This is a genomic window from Thalassovita taeanensis, assembly GCF_900110775.1.
Lineage (GTDB): Bacteria > Pseudomonadota > Alphaproteobacteria > Rhodobacterales > Rhodobacteraceae > Litorimicrobium > Litorimicrobium taeanense.
Map to the genome: position 1 here is coordinate 15,168 of NZ_FOEP01000019.1, position 13,823 is coordinate 28,990.

13 protein-coding genes are annotated in these 13,823 nt (G+C 58.8%); 5 read left to right on the top strand and 8 right to left on the bottom strand.

Annotation, left to right across the window (positions count from 1 at the left end):
- Window positions 1-12 precede the first annotated feature (12 nt).
- Entirely contained in the window at window positions 13-2,868 is a 2,856-nt protein-coding gene (locus BSF79_RS17975) for a helicase-related protein (RefSeq protein ID WP_090271218.1), read from the bottom strand.
- Window positions 2,869-2,882: 14 nt separating this feature from the next.
- Complete coding sequence (locus BSF79_RS17980) at window positions 2,883-3,341, bottom strand: tetratricopeptide repeat protein (RefSeq protein WP_245776450.1); 459 nt, start codon at window positions 3,339-3,341, stop codon at window positions 2,883-2,885.
- A 192-nt stretch (window positions 3,342-3,533) separates the two neighbouring features.
- On the opposite strand from BSF79_RS17980, the gene BSF79_RS17985 reads away from it, so the two are divergent.
- Window positions 3,534-3,824, top strand: a complete 291-nt coding sequence (locus tag BSF79_RS17985; RefSeq protein ID WP_090271220.1) for an SCP2 sterol-binding domain-containing protein — start codon at window positions 3,534-3,536, stop codon at window positions 3,822-3,824.
- Window position 3,825: 1 nt separating this feature from the next.
- Window positions 3,826-4,812, top strand: coding sequence for an alpha/beta hydrolase (locus BSF79_RS17990; protein WP_090271221.1), 987 nt, complete (start codon window positions 3,826-3,828; stop codon window positions 4,810-4,812).
- 5 nt (window positions 4,813-4,817) lie between these two features.
- Here BSF79_RS17990 and BSF79_RS17995 read toward each other — a convergent pair whose 3' ends face one another.
- Complete coding sequence (locus BSF79_RS17995; RefSeq protein WP_090271222.1) at window positions 4,818-5,648, bottom strand: fumarylacetoacetate hydrolase family protein; 831 nt, start codon at window positions 5,646-5,648, stop codon at window positions 4,818-4,820.
- Between the two features lie 112 nt (window positions 5,649-5,760).
- Between BSF79_RS17995 and BSF79_RS18000 the strand changes: the two genes are divergently transcribed.
- Window positions 5,761-7,581, top strand: a complete 1,821-nt coding sequence (locus BSF79_RS18000) for a M3 family oligoendopeptidase (protein ID WP_090271223.1) — start codon at window positions 5,761-5,763, stop codon at window positions 7,579-7,581.
- 209 nt (window positions 7,582-7,790) lie between these two features.
- Here the strand turns inward: BSF79_RS18000 and BSF79_RS18005 are convergent, their stop codons facing one another.
- Window positions 7,791-8,060: a DksA/TraR family C4-type zinc finger protein gene (locus BSF79_RS18005; RefSeq protein ID WP_090271224.1), complete on the bottom strand. Its 270-nt coding sequence runs from the start codon at window positions 8,058-8,060 to the stop codon at window positions 7,791-7,793.
- A 123-nt stretch (window positions 8,061-8,183) separates the two neighbouring features.
- On the opposite strand from BSF79_RS18005, the gene BSF79_RS18010 reads away from it, so the two are divergent.
- Window positions 8,184-9,359, top strand: coding sequence for a dipeptidase (locus tag BSF79_RS18010; protein WP_090271225.1), 1,176 nt, complete (start codon window positions 8,184-8,186; stop codon window positions 9,357-9,359).
- Window positions 9,360-9,431: 72 nt separating this feature from the next.
- On the opposite strand, the gene BSF79_RS18015 is transcribed toward BSF79_RS18010, so the two are convergent.
- The 3 genes from BSF79_RS18015 to BSF79_RS18025 all read right to left on the bottom strand — a co-directional run bounded on the left by BSF79_RS18015 (window position 9,432) and on the right by BSF79_RS18025 (window position 11,896).
- Window positions 9,432-9,740: a DUF4389 domain-containing protein gene (locus BSF79_RS18015; RefSeq protein ID WP_090271226.1), complete on the bottom strand. Its 309-nt coding sequence runs from the start codon at window positions 9,738-9,740 to the stop codon at window positions 9,432-9,434.
- A gap of 55 nt (window positions 9,741-9,795) precedes the next feature.
- A complete protein-coding gene (gene rpoH, locus BSF79_RS18020) occupies window positions 9,796-10,692 on the bottom strand; it encodes an RNA polymerase sigma factor RpoH (protein ID WP_090271227.1) in 897 nt (298 codons plus the stop codon).
- Window positions 10,693-10,858: 166 nt separating this feature from the next.
- Window positions 10,859-11,896, bottom strand: coding sequence for an RluA family pseudouridine synthase (locus BSF79_RS18025; protein WP_090271228.1), 1,038 nt, complete (start codon window positions 11,894-11,896; stop codon window positions 10,859-10,861).
- On the opposite strand from BSF79_RS18025, the gene BSF79_RS18030 reads away from it, so the two are divergent.
- Window positions 11,895-12,194, top strand: a complete 300-nt coding sequence (locus tag BSF79_RS18030) for a DUF6476 family protein (RefSeq protein ID WP_090271229.1) — start codon at window positions 11,895-11,897, stop codon at window positions 12,192-12,194. The two genes, BSF79_RS18025 and BSF79_RS18030, sit on opposite strands and share 2 nt — an antisense overlap.
- Here BSF79_RS18030 and BSF79_RS18035 read toward each other — a convergent pair.
- The gene (locus BSF79_RS18035; protein ID WP_090271230.1) at window positions 12,191-13,795 is read right to left on the bottom strand and encodes an FMN-binding glutamate synthase family protein; all 1,605 of its coding nucleotides are present in this window, start codon (window positions 13,793-13,795) and stop codon (window positions 12,191-12,193) included. The two genes, BSF79_RS18030 and BSF79_RS18035, sit on opposite strands and share 4 nt — an antisense overlap.
- Window positions 13,796-13,823: the final 28 nt, after the last annotated feature.

The following is a 13,823-nucleotide window of genomic DNA, read 5'->3' on the forward strand; positions in this document are numbered from 1 at the left end:
CCCAGCCCCGGATCAGGATTTATCCTTCAGTCCCATAAGCGCGGCGGCGAAAGGGTTATCGGGGTCAATTGCCTTCTCCTTGCGGGGGGGGCGCGCCTCAAAAGCCTTGGCACCTTGAGGTGCACGACCCTGACCGTCGCGGCGCGGCTTTCCACCTTTTCCACGCGGTTTACCTTTGGCGCCTTGCGGGCGCTCCTGCGCTTGCTCTCCGGTGCGGGGTTGTCCCCGCCCACGTGGCTTGCCTGCGCCCTGCGGGCGCCGCCCCCATGTGAAGGTATAAAACGTCTCCAACTCGGGCGCTTCTGCCTCGGCGGGCTTTGCCTCTGCCACTTCGGCAGGTGCGACCTCCACCTGCGCTTCGGCGGGCACGACATCAACCGGCTCGGCCTCGACCGGCGCCGCAACGACGGCGCCCTCAGCAGCCGAGCTGTCACCCTCGGCAGGCGTTTCAACCGCTTCAGCCGACGCAGCGGTGGCCGCCGGGGTCACCTTGGCCTTGGCCCGCTCGCCTTTTTCGGCAGCATACCCAAGCCCCTGCATCAGATCCGCGAACTGTTCCAGCGTCATGCCAGTAATTGACAGCATATCGGCCTTGGCCTCGAAGCCCGCGCGGCTGTCTTCACCGCGCAGCATGTCAGCCAAGCGTTCCAGCATATCGATCCGGATCGCCCGATCACCTGCAGCACGATACCCCGCCATGGTGTGATACCCCTGCGGCGCATCCTTGCCCGATGGCACCGTCACCAGACCTGGCGGCGGCGCTTCGGGGAATTCTTGCAAGCCGTTGGACAGCGACCACAGCACCAGGCGCAAACGCGTCGGCGCAGGCTTCAGCAGCAACGGCATAAAGATGGTGAACTGGCCGAACCGGATGCCATGCTTGCGCAATGCGCCGCGGGCCTCCTGATCCAGCGCCTTGACCTCATCGGCGATCTCGCTGCGCGGGATCACGCCCATATTTTCGACCATGCGGAAAGCAAAGCCACGCGCCAAGCCGTTCAGCGTTTCGTCGCGCGACAGCGCCAGAAGCGGCTCAAACAGCGCTGCGATCTTGCGGTCGATGAAATGCTGCAACCGACGCTGGACCTTCTGGACCACGTCGTGCCCGGCTTCGTCATCGACAAAAGCAGTGATCTGCGGCTTAAGCGGATCAGCGCCAGCCACCAATTTACCCACCGCCTGATCGCCCCACATGAGGCCGCCCTGTTCGGTGTAATCGATCTCGGTATCGGGCGCGTTATAGAAGCGATCCGCACGCAGATGGAAATGCGGGGTCAGCGCCGCGAGGCTGGCCTGCCGCAAGGTCTTGGCCTCCTGCCCTGTCGCATCCTTATCCTGACGGAATCGGAACCCTTCCAAACGACCGACGAATTCGCCTTCGACGGTCACTTCACCCTTATCATTCACATCGGCCAAAAGGGCCTCCTTCTGCTTGAGCCGGCGCAAAAGCACGGATGTGCGCCGGTCCACAAATCTTTGGGTCAAACGCTCGTGCAGCGCATCCGACAGTCGGTCTTCTACAGCGCGTGTCGCTCCGCGCCAATGACTTTCGTCATCAACCCAGCCCGATCTTTGCGCGACATAGGTCCATGTGCGAATAAAAGCCAGACGTTTCGACAATGTGTCAATATCGCCATCGGTCCGGTCGATCCGCTTGATCTGTCGCGCCATCCAATCATTCGGTACCTGCCCGCGCTGGTGCAGATAGTTAAAAATCACTTCCAGAAGACCCGCGTGTTCAGCATGGCTGATGCCGCGAAAATCGGGAATGCGGCACACATCCCACAGCAGCTTTACCGACGCACCGTCACTAGCGCGCGCGCGGATTTCCGCCACCTGACTGAGAGTTTTCAGCGCCATCAGGTCGTCAGCCTCGCGCGATTTCAGCAGTAATTCATCATCAGGACTTGTTTCCAGTGAGTTGATCAGCGCTTCAACCGTGCCGAATTGCAGCATCGGATTGCGCCAATTCAGCTTTCGAATCGGGGCGAAGCGATGATCCATGATCGCTTGCGCCACGCCATCTTCAAGTGGGGCGGCGTCGCCGGTCACGCCAAAGGTGCCGTCGGACATTCCACGCCCGGCGCGTCCGGCGATCTGGGCCAGCTCGTTCGGCATAAGCATCCGCATCCGCCGCCCATCAAACTTGGCCAGCGACGAAAACGCCACATGGTTGATATCCAGGTTCAACCCCATCCCGATTGCATCCGTCGCCACCAGATAATCCACATCACCGTTCTGGTAGAGTTCGACCTGCGCGTTTCGGGTGCGCGGGCTGAGTGCGCCCATCACCACTGCCGCCCCACCCTTTTGACGCCGCAACAGCTCGGCAATGGCATAGACGTTGTCCACCGAGAACCCGACGATCGCACTGCGCGGCTGCATCCTGCTGATTTTCTTCGAGCCGGAATAAACCAGTTGCGACAATCGCTCACGCCGCATGAATTGCGCCTGAGGCACCAGCGCCGCAATCGTCTGGCGCATCGTGTCCGAGCCAAGAAACAGCGTTTCGTGCAAACCGCGTGACCGCAGCAATCGATCGGTGAAAACATGACCGCGCTCAGGGTCGGCGCAAATCTGAATCTCATCCACCGCTAGGAAGTCACAGCCCATTCCCTCGGGCATCGCCTCGACTGTGCAGACCCAATATTGGGTGCGCGGGGGCACGATCCGCTCTTCGCCCGTCACCAGCGCCACAACAGACGGTCCGCGCAGCGCGACGATCTTGTCGTAAACTTCGCGCGCCAACAGACGCAGCGGCAAGCCGATTATGCCCGTCCTGTGCCCCAACATTCGTTCGATGGCATAGTGCGTTTTGCCGGTATTCGTCGGTCCAAGGACCGCCGTAATCCGCGAATTCTGGGCCATTGCCATTTCCCCGACTAGAGCTCCAAGCCCTCGACCAGCGGTTCGAGACGCGCAATCGCATCCGCAGCCGCGTGATATTGCGGGTGGATCGTCAGAACAAGCGCATAGGCCCGATATGCCAGTTGCGGACGCTCCAGTTGCTCCATGATGACGGCCAGACCAAACAGCGCTTCGTAGTGGTCCGGGTTCAGGCGCAGAACCTGCTCCAGATCCGCGATGGCCAGCCCCGGCTCGGCGGCCTTGTGCCAGGCGCTGGCGCGCAAATGCCAACCCTCGGCGAAATCAGGCGCATGATCGATCAGCGCCGTCAGATGCTCCAGCGCCGTCACCGTATCGCCACGCTCCAGAGCCTGTTTGCCGCGTTTAAGCAGCAGATCCATCGCAGCTGAACCCGATTGCCGCCACTGCATCTGAATTGCACGGTCTAGCCGCGCCGCGTCGGTCGGATCGGCCTGACGCAACTGCTCAAGCATCAGTGGCACAGAATCACCCGTGCCGTTCCCGTTTGCCCGCCCCTGTAAAGGTATGGAAAACGTGACTATCAGCCCAAGTGCCGCAACGATAAGTTTGTTTGTATGTATCTGCGCGCTCATAACAGAATTAACTGTAACGCGCTTTCCGGGAAAAGACAGACCCGGCGGTATCAAATATTGGGGAAGACAGAAATGAGCGACAAGATTACTGCAGCCGTAGCTGCGCTGAGCGAGAAAGTCGTCGGCGCCGATTTCGATGGATCAGCCAAGTTCGTGATTGAAGGCGAAGGCTCGATCGTGGTGGATTCGACCGGTGCGCGCGCGAGCGACGAAGACACCGACGTGACCCTGACCGCCGATGCCGACACATTCGAAGCAATGATGGCCGGCGACCTGAACCCCACAGCGGCCTTCATGAGCGGCAAACTGACACTGGACGGCGACATGGGCATGGCCATGAAGCTGGGTGCGATCATCGCCTGATATGCAGCATGAAGCCCCCTTTCTTTCCGACATCGCCAATGGCGCTCCCGATGGACGCGCCTTTTGGTTGACCACGGACGATCAGGTGAAAATCCGGGTGGGGGTGTGGAATGCTCAGGCAGGCAAAGGAACGGTTCTGCTGTTCCCTGGCCGCACGGAATATATTGAAAAATACGCCCATGCCGCCGCTGACCTTTCCGAAGCGGGGTATGCCACGCTGGCCATTGATTGGCGCGGTCAGGGCTTGGCCGACCGGCTGATTGATGACCCAATGATCGGCCATGTGGCGCAGTTCAGAGATTACCAACACGATGTCGCCGCAGCCCTGCGCGCTGCACAGGATATGGACCTGCCGCAGCCCTGGTTTCTGATCGCGCACTCCATGGGCGGTGGTATCGGGCTGCGTTCGCTGCAGGAAGGGCTTCCGGTCAGGGGCTGCGTCTTTACCGGGCCAATGTGGGGCATCCTGCTTGCAGGCGGGCTGCGTCCCGTTGCCTGGACCCTGACCCGCGTCAGCCGCATGCTGGGCATTGGTGCCACCCTGTCCCCTGGCACGCGCGGTACGGCGTATGTGACTTCGGAGCCGTTTGAAGACAATACACTGACAACCGACCCGACAATGTATGCTTTCATGCAAGAACAACTGAACCGCCATCCTGAACTGTCGCTCGGCGGCCCCAGCATGAATTGGCTGCATGAGGCACTTCTGGACACCCGTTCGATAGCGCAACGCCCCTCTCCCGCGCTGCCGTGCCTGACCTATCTGGGCGGCAACGAGCGCATCGTCGATGCCGCCCGTATTCGCGACCGCATGGCCGCTTGGCCGGACGGGAACCTGATCGAAGTGCCTGGAGCAGAACACGAAGTTCTGATGGAAACGCCCGCCATCCGCAATCAGGTCATGGCCGAAATCATAGGCTTCTTCGCCACCCACGGCACCACCGCGCAGCCTTCAACCCCCGATGGGTCTGAACGCCGCACGGCCTGATCAGATCAGGCGTCGCGCCGCACCTGTTGTCGCTGACGCCCCAGTCCCTCGATCTCCAGTTCCATCACATCACCTTCGGTCAGATAGACCGGCGGCTTCATCCCCATCCCAACTCCCGGCGGAGTACCCGTGGCGATCACATCGCCCGGCTGAAGGCTCATCATTTCGCTTAGATGCGCGATGATTTGTGCCACACTAAAAATCATCGCCGAACTGGTCCCCGTTTGCATCCGCTTGCCATTTACATCCAGCGACATCGCCAGCGCCTGCGGGTCGCCGACCTGATCTGGCGTCACAAGCCAAGGCCCAATCGGCCCGAACGTGTCGCAACTTTTACCCTTGGTCCACTGCCCCACCCGCTCAATCTGAAACGCGCGTTCGGACACGTCGTTGACCACGCAATAGCCCGCAACATGGTTCAGTGCCTCAGCCTCAGTGACATATTTCGCAGTTTTTCCGATCACCACGCCCAGTTCGACCTCCCAATCCGATTTCTCCGATCCGCGCGGCAGATAAACTGGATCATTCGGCCCGCTGATGCTGCTGGTGGCCTTCATGAACACGATGGGCATCGCTGGCTCTTCCATTCCCGCCTCGGCAGCATGATCGGAATAGTTCAACCCGATGCCAATAAACTTACCGATTCCTGCTACTGGCACGCCCAAACGGGGGTTGCCCGCCACCAGCGGCAGCGTTTCGGGATCCACCCGCGGTAAGGCCCCCAATACGGTGCCCGCCAAGTCGCCCACCACGCCGGACAGGTCACGCACCCGCCCCGCCGCATCCAGCACACCGGGCTTTTCTTCTCCGAACTCTCCATATCTGACAAAGCGCATGATCATCCTCCGTTTTTCGGCACTTTAGCGGCGGTTTGCGTGGGCACAAGCACTTGAGCCATCAGCGCGCGCAGCCTATGTCTGTTGTCCAGACATTCTGAAAGGTTTCCCGATGTTCCACCTGCCCTTCCCCGTCCGCGATGCCAATGCCGGTTCCGGCGCCAAAGGATTGGGGGATTTGCCAGAATGGGACCTCAGCGATCTGTACACCTCAGAGGACGCACCTGAGTTGAAGCGCGATCTGGACTGGCTGGAGCAGGCCTGCGCCAGCTTTGCCACCGATTACGAAGGTAAGCTGGCCGCACTGGATGCCGCCGGATTTCTTGACTGTGTTATGCGCAACGAACGGATCAGCACCATTGCGGGGCGGATCATGTCCTTCGCTGGTTTGCGCTATTACCAGCTGACGATTGATGGCGACCGGGCCAAGTTCATGTCGGATATGCAGGAAAAGATCACCAAGTTCACCACGCCTTTGGTGTTTTTCACACTGGAGCTGAACCGGATTGAGGACGCGCACCTTGCCGACCTGTTGGCACAGAACGCTGATCTGGCACGCTACAAGCCTGTCTTCGACCGCATCCGCGCAATGAAGCCCTACCAGCTTTCGGATGAGATGGAAAAATTCCTGCATGATCTGGGGGTTGTCGGTGATGCGTGGGAAAAACTGTTCGACGAAACCATCGCCGGGCTTGAATTCGAGGTGGACGGCGAAGACCTGGGCATCGAAGGCACGCTAAACCTGCTGACCGAACAGGACCGCGCCACGCGCGAGTCCGCAGCGCGCGAATTGGCAGAAGTGTTTGGCAAGAACGTCAAGACCTTCGCCCGTGTTCACAACACCCAAGCCAAGGAAAAGGAAATTCTGGATCGCTGGCGCGGAATGCCCACGGCGCAAACCGGGCGTCACCTGTCCAACGACGTGGAGCCCGAAGTTGTCGAGGCATTGCGCAACGCTGTGGTCTCCGCCTATCCCAAGCTCAGCCATCGGTATTATGCACTGAAAGCAAAATGGCTGGGCCTCGACCGGATGCAGGTCTGGGACCGCAACGCGCCCTTGCCGATGGAGACGACGAAGATCGTCGATTGGCCCTCCGCGGAAGGTATCGTGATGGAGGCCTATGGCGCCTTTGACCCGCGCATGGCCGAAATTGCCGAGCCGTTCTTCACCAAAGGCTGGATCGATGCCGGTGTGAAGCCCGGTAAAGCGCCGGGGGCCTTCGCTCATCCGACCGTGACCGAGGTGCACCCCTATGTGATGCTGAACTATCTTGGTAAACCACGCGACGTGATGACACTGGCACACGAGTTGGGGCATGGCGTGCATCAGGTCTTGGCCGCAGGTCAGGGCGAAATGCTGTCCTCGACCCCGCTGACGTTGGCGGAAACGGCCAGCGTGTTTGGCGAAATGCTGACCTTCCGCAAGATGTTGGAAAAGGCCACGACTCAGGCCGAGCGCAAAGTGCTGCTCGCGGGCAAGGTCGAGGACATGATAAACACTGTTGTGCGCCAGATCGCGTTTTACGACTTTGAGTGCAAACTCCACGCCGCCCGCCGCAACGGAGAACTCACGCCGGAAGACATCAACGATCTGTGGATGTCAGTGCAGGCCGAAAGCCTTGGGCCGGTGTTTGACTTCATGGACGGGTATGAAACCTTCTGGGCCTATATCCCGCATTTCATCCATTCGCCCTTCTACGTCTATGCCTATGCCTTCGGCGACGGGCTGGTGAACGCTCTGTATGCGGTGTTCGAGGAAAACCCAGATGGCTTTCAAGAGAAATATTTCGACATGCTAAAAGCGGGCGGATCGAAGCACCATAAAGAGCTGTTGGCGCCGTTCGGGCTGGACGCCACTGATCCGAGATTCTGGGACAAGGGCCTCAGCATGATCTCAGGCATGATTGACGAGTTGGAAGCCATGGAGGGATAACCCTTACCGCAGTCCAGCTGTCGGGCGACAGCTGCATAGCAAGCGTTTTGGCCCGCTGACGCTATGGAACGAACCTCATCCGGCAGGGCCAACTTTTGGTCTTGCCGCAAACAACAAAGGGCTCGTGCGCGCTCAGGCACTCGATCACGATGAAAGATCATTTCGAGATGCCCATTGATCTTTGCATACTCGTGTCGCCGCCTGCCCTCTCACTTCAACTGACTGTCCTTTGACCCGCGCCGGTTGATACCGCCACGCTGTTTGAAGGTGATGTCGCGGTCCCGCTGGCACTCGATGCACAGCTTCACCCCCGACAGCGCTGCGCGGCGTGGCTCCGGGATCGGCTCTTCGCATTCGGCGCAATGGGCCAGACTTTGCCCCACAGGCCCTTTTCTGGCCTCCATCCGAGCCAGTTCATCCTTGATCGAGGCTTCGATCTGTTCGTTCACTGCACCGTCGCGCGCCCATCCACCAGCCATGGCAATCCCTCCGTTTTATACCAAAATGGGCCGTGCGCGGCTTTAGCGCAAGTGGGGGCCACGTCACGCTTGGGTGAATCACAGATCTGCGCCTATCATGCTGCGAAACAAGGGAGAGGCGTAATGCGCACATTCGGAAAATGGCTGGGGCGGCTTTTGCTGTTGGCGCTGATCGGGCTAGTGGGTTTTTGGGTCTTTGCACCCGCTTTGGTGGAGCAATCCAAAAACACAGTGATCGCGCATGAACCCTATCCGGTCTCGCAGGAGGCGCAGGGATTGCACGACACACTAGTCGTGGGTGACTGGCACGCCGACAGCCTGCTATGGAACCGTGACCTGACCGAACGGGGGGACTATGGACAAGTGGACCTACCCCGCCTGCGTGAAGGCGGGGTGGCGATACAGGTCTTTACCGCCGTCACCAAAAGCCCCGCCGGGCTGAACTACGAGGAAAATTCGGATGATGCGTTTGACAATATCACCCTTCTGGCCTTTGGTCAGCTCTGGCCGGTCCGCACGTGGCAAAGCCTGCTGCAACGCGCGCTGTATCAGGCCCAGAAGCTACACCGGTTCGAACGCGCCGCTCCGGAGTATCTGAAAATCGTCACGACGCGCGCCGAGTTGGACGCGGTCATCCAAGCCCGCGCTGCTGGCGCGCCCGTAACCGCCGGGCTTCTGGGGATCGAAGGGGCTCATCCGCTGGAGGGCAAGCTTGAAAATCTCGACAAGCTCGAGGACTCCGGGTATCGGTTGATCGGCTTGCAGCATTTCTTTGACAACGAACTTGGCGGGTCGCTGCACGGCCAAGGCAACCACGGCCTAACCAAATTTGGTCGCAGCGTCGTGGCTGAAGTTGCCAAACGCGGCATGATCCTTGACGTCGCCCATTCCAGCGAACAAGTAACGCGCGACGTACTGGCCATGACCGATATTCCAATCGTGCTGTCGCATACGGGGCTGCATTCCCACTGCCCGGTGAAACGCAATTTCCCCGATGATCTGATGCAACAAATCGCCGCCACTGGCGGGGTGATCGGCATGGGATACTGGGCCGAGGTCGCCTGCGACGAAATCACGCCTACCGGCATCGCAAAAATGATCACTGCGGCCATCGCGGCCGTAGGCGAAGACCATGTCTCTCTAGGATCGGATTTCGATGGGTCCGTGGAAACCGCCTTTGATACCTCGGAGCTGCCCGCGCTTACGCAGGCGCTGTTGGATGCAGGCCTGTCAGAGGCTCAAATCCGCAAGGTGATGGGCGAAAACATGCTACGCGTATTGCGCGCGCGTCTTAACTGAACAAATGCGCAGGTGGCCTATGCGGGATGCCTGCGCACGCGTGTTTTTGGTTCGGTGAAAGCTGAACAGAGCTTACCAGCGAGCCCAAGGAAAGGGTTTATCCTCGGTCGAGGCGGTCTGAAACCGGGCGACGGCCTGCATCCAAGACCCGAGCTTGGAACCGAATTCAGCGATCTGGGCGTTCCTTTTCTTGGTGAACAATAACCAGCCGAATTGCAGAATCGCAGCCACGAGCAGCACCGTTTCGGCAACACCGAACAGCACTGCAAGAATAACCATATAGAGCAACCGCATCCAGATGGCGTTTTTCTCGGGGTCCGGCTGGCGAACAGGCTCTTCCGGTGTGACGGGGTCAGTCAGGGCTTCGGTATCTTCAGTCATGACACTCTCCAGGTTTGGGGGACCACCCCGCCAATATGGCGGGGTGGAACAAGACTCAGGCTTCGGCCATCAGGCCTTTTTCCGCTGCCAGTTCGCGCATCCGAGATTGAAGTTTCTCAAAGGCGCGCACTTCGATCTGACGAATACGTTCCCGGCTTACGCTGTACTGTGTGCTCAGATCCTCAAGCGTTACAGTCTTATCAGTCAGCCGACGTTGCACCAGAATATCGCGTTCCCGATCATTGAGCACGTCCATGGCTTGGGTCAACATTTCCCGGCGCGTATCCAGTTCATCACGCGCTTCGTAATCGGCGGCTTGGTCCGCGTCTTCATCTTCCAGCCAGTCCTGCCATTGCATTGTCCCCTCGCCCTCAGAGCCGACCGTCGCGTTCAGCGAAGCATCGCCCCCGGACATACGCCGGTTCATACTGATCACCTCAGCCTCGGTGACACCCAAGTCGGTGGCAATCCGTTTAACGTTTTCAGGACGCAGATCACCTTCTTCAAGCGCGCCAATCTTGGCTTTGGCCTTACGCAGATTGAAAAACAGCTTTTTCTGCGCCGAGGTCGTGCCCAGTTTCACCAACGACCATGATCGCAGAATATACTCCTGAATCGAGGCGCGGATCCACCACATCGCATAGGTCGCCAGACGAAAGCCGCGTTCCGGGTCGAACCGTTTTACGGCCTGCATCAGGCCAACATTAGCCTCAGAAATCACCTCGGCCTGCGGCAGACCATAGCCGCGATAGCCCATGGCGATCTTGGCCGCCAAGCGCAGGTGACTCGTGACCATTTTGTGAGCCGAGGCAGTATCCTGCTCTTCGACCCAGCGCTTGGCCAACATATATTCCTCTTCTGGCTCCAGCAGTGGAAATTTGCGGATTTCCTGAAGATAGCGATTCAGTCCGCCTTCGGGGGTCGGTGCCGGAAGATTTGCATAGTTGCTCATGATATCCCTGTTCCTCTCGCATCAATGTTTAAGAGCTTAACATCCACATAGGCACCCGAAACACGACGTTCAAGGGCCATTATAACGTCTAATACGTTATATACGCGCACATCCGTCGCAGGAAAATCAGTATATCAGTGCACTCACGCGCAGGTGTATCTGTATTTCAGCCCTGAGTAACAAGCCGCAGCGCCGCAATCAGCTGTGTCATATCATCTGGCAAAGGGGCCTCAAACCGCAGCACGTCTTGCGTCACCGGATGGACAAACCCCAGAACCGACGCATGAAGCGCTTGGCGCGGAAAATCGCGTGCAGCGGCAAGGCCCGCAGCACCAATTGCCTTTTCCGCCAGCTTGCGTCGACCGCCATAGGTCTGATCGCCAATCAGCGAATGACCTGCGTGTGCCATATGCACCCGGATCTGGTGGGTGCGCCCGGTTTCCAGCCAGCATTCCACGAGACAAGCAACCGGAGGCGCCCCGAAAGGCTCCACAATCCGCACCCGCGTTACCGCATGGCGCCCGCCGGTAAACAGCACAGCCTGTCTTTGCCGGTCAGTCTTGTGCCTGGCCAGCTGCGTGGTTACCCTCATAATATTGCCAGCCTCAAAACTGATACCGCGCACGCCGCGCAAGCGCGGGTCATTGGCATCAGGCACGCCATAGCAGACAGCCTGATAATACCGCTCAACCGTGTGTTTCTCGAACTGCTTGGCCAGCCCATGATGGGCGCGATCAGATTTTGCGACCACTAAAAGCCCGCTGGTATCCTTGTCGATCCGGTGCACGATACCCGGGCGCTTTTCGCCCCCCACCCCCGACAGCGTATCACCGCAATGATGCAGCAGCGCATTCACCAATGTGCCCGTCGGTGTGCCAGGTGCCGGATGCACAACCATGCCCACGGGTTTGTTGATCACGATCAGGTCGTCATCCTCGAAAATCACCTCAAGCGGGATGTCTTCGGGACCGATGTGGCTGTCCTCGGCCTGCGGCACCGTTATGTCGATGATGTCGCCCTCTTTGACCCGCACTTTAGCGTCGGTGACCACCTGCCTGTTGTGTAACACGTGGCCATCGGCGATCAGCCGCGCCAAACGAGTCCGCGACAGCGACGCATCTTCTGGCACATCACGTGAAAGCGCTTTATCAAGGCGCGCAGGCGGATCAGCATGGATCCGGATGGACAGGCGGATAGTGCCCATGGAAAATTCCCCTCAGCCGGTCAATGCGGCAAATCTCAGGTTTCTGCGCCTGTTGGTCACGGGACTGACTGGCACTATGATTGCTGGCCTTCTAGTGATCATCACACTGATTGTCATCCGTTTCCGAGATCCCGGCCCGGATTTACCCAACAGCCTTGTCCTGCCAAACGGTACAGAGGCTTTGGCCTTCACCCAAACCGGGCGATGGTACGCGGTCGTCACCGAGGATGATCGTATTCTGGTCTTCAGCCGCGCCACTGGCACGCTGATGCGCGAGATTCAAATTAGTCGAGACTAAACGTATCGAGTGTCGATCGGTTCAAACTTCTCTGAACTGGAACGTTGCCAGCGTTCAAGATAACCGAACTTATCCTGCTCTCCGCGCAGCAAAAAACCCTCGGGCAGATATGGGTAAACCTGCTCGCCGGTAACCATATCCCGGTCCTTTTCACGCATCAGCATATGGTGAGGTAAAAATTTACCTGGGTGATCCAGTCCCGCCGCCCCGGTCATCTCGGCCAGTGCCTTTAGTGTATTATCATGAAAACGATAGACCCGCTCGGATTTGTCGGCCACGTTCAGCGCCCGCTGGCGCAGCGGATCCTGCGTGGCCACGCCCACTGGGCAATGGTTGGTGTGACAGGCCTGCGCCTGAATACAGCCCACCGCGAACATGAAACCACGCGCCGAATTGGCCCAATCCGCACCAAGCGCAAGTGTTTTGGCAATATCGAACGACGTCACCAGTTTGCCCGATGCGCCCAGTTTGATCCGGTCGCGCAACCCGACACCGCGCAGAGTGTTGTGCGCGAACGTCAATCCCTCGACCAAGGGCATGCCCATATGGTTGGCAAATTCCAGCGGTGCCGCCCCAGTGCCGCCCTCTTTCCCGTCAATGACAATAAAATCCGGCACGATTCCAGTTTCAAGCATGGCGCGCACGATGCACATGAATTCGCGTCTGTGACCGATGCACAGCTTGAAGCCGACAGGTTTCCCATCTGATAGCTCGCGCATGCGGCCGATGAACTCCATCAACTCAATCGGAGTCGAAAACTCCGGGTGCGACGCCGGGGAGATACAATCTATCCCCATCGGGATCCCCCGCGCCTCAGCGATCTCGGGCGAAATTTTTGAGGCTGGCAACATCCCGCCATGACCAGGTTTAGCCCCCTGGCTCAGCTTCAGTTCAACCATCCTGACCTGTGGCGACGCCGCTTGTTCGCGGAATTTCTCGGGATCGAACCGACCATCTTCTGTGCGGCAGCCAAAGTAGCCCGAGCCTATTTCATAGATCAGGTCGCCGCCCCCTGCACGGTGATAGCGGCTGATCCCGCCTTCGCCCGTATCGTGGGCGAAGTTGCCCTTTTTAGCGCCGTTGTTCAGCGACAGAATCGCATTTGCCGACAGCGCACCGAAACTCATCGCAGAAATATTATAGATTGACGCATCATAAGGCTGCTTGCAATCAGGCCCGCCGATACGCACGCGAAAATCATGATCGGTGATATGCTTGGGCACAACCGAATGGGTCAGCCACTGATAGCCCGAATCGTAAACCCGCAGCTTGGTTCCAAAAGGCCGTTTATCTTCGACACCTTTTGCACGCTGATAGATTAACGAGCGGCCATCACGCGAAAACGGCTCCTCATCCTGATCACTCTCGATCAGATATTGTCGAATTTCCGGGCGGATTTCTTCGAACAAAAACCGCAAATGTCCGACGACTGGATAGTTGCGCAAAATGGAATGGCGCGTTTGCGTGACGTCACGCAGCCCCAACCATGCCAGTGCACCAAACGCGGCCAGCGGCAGCAGATACCAAGCGCTCCATATCAGGCCAAGCGCCGAAAGGAGCGTCAGCCCCACAACCCCGGCAAAGACGGCATATCTTTCCATTGAACGGTCCTTCTGCGTTGCTCTGCCT

What these genes read in the sequence shown, in the direction of transcription:
- BSF79_RS17975 (WP_090271218.1), bottom strand. Translation starts at nt 2,868, where the DNA reads ATGGCCCAGAATTCGCGGATTACGGCGGTCCTTGGACCGACGAATACC.
- BSF79_RS17980 (WP_245776450.1), bottom strand. Translation starts at nt 3,341, where the DNA reads ATGCTTGAGCAGTTGCGTCAGGCCGATCCGACCGACGCGGCGCGGCTA.
- BSF79_RS17985 (WP_090271220.1), top strand. Translation starts at nt 3,534, where the DNA reads ATGAGCGACAAGATTACTGCAGCCGTAGCTGCGCTGAGCGAGAAAGTC.
- BSF79_RS17990 (WP_090271221.1), top strand. Translation starts at nt 3,826, where the DNA reads ATGCAGCATGAAGCCCCCTTTCTTTCCGACATCGCCAATGGCGCTCCC.
- BSF79_RS17995 (WP_090271222.1), bottom strand. Translation starts at nt 5,648, where the DNA reads ATGCGCTTTGTCAGATATGGAGAGTTCGGAGAAGAAAAGCCCGGTGTG.
- BSF79_RS18000 (WP_090271223.1), top strand. Translation starts at nt 5,761, where the DNA reads ATGTTCCACCTGCCCTTCCCCGTCCGCGATGCCAATGCCGGTTCCGGC.
- BSF79_RS18005 (WP_090271224.1), bottom strand. Translation starts at nt 8,060, where the DNA reads ATGGCTGGTGGATGGGCGCGCGACGGTGCAGTGAACGAACAGATCGAA.
- BSF79_RS18010 (WP_090271225.1), top strand. Translation starts at nt 8,184, where the DNA reads ATGCGCACATTCGGAAAATGGCTGGGGCGGCTTTTGCTGTTGGCGCTG.
- BSF79_RS18015 (WP_090271226.1), bottom strand. Translation starts at nt 9,740, where the DNA reads ATGACTGAAGATACCGAAGCCCTGACTGACCCCGTCACACCGGAAGAG.
- rpoH (WP_090271227.1), bottom strand. Translation starts at nt 10,692, where the DNA reads ATGAGCAACTATGCAAATCTTCCGGCACCGACCCCCGAAGGCGGACTG.
- BSF79_RS18030 (WP_090271229.1), top strand. Translation starts at nt 11,895, where the DNA reads ATGGAAAATTCCCCTCAGCCGGTCAATGCGGCAAATCTCAGGTTTCTG.
- BSF79_RS18025 (WP_090271228.1), bottom strand. Translation starts at nt 11,896, where the DNA reads ATGGGCACTATCCGCCTGTCCATCCGGATCCATGCTGATCCGCCTGCG.
- BSF79_RS18035 (WP_090271230.1), bottom strand. Translation starts at nt 13,795, where the DNA reads ATGGAAAGATATGCCGTCTTTGCCGGGGTTGTGGGGCTGACGCTCCTT.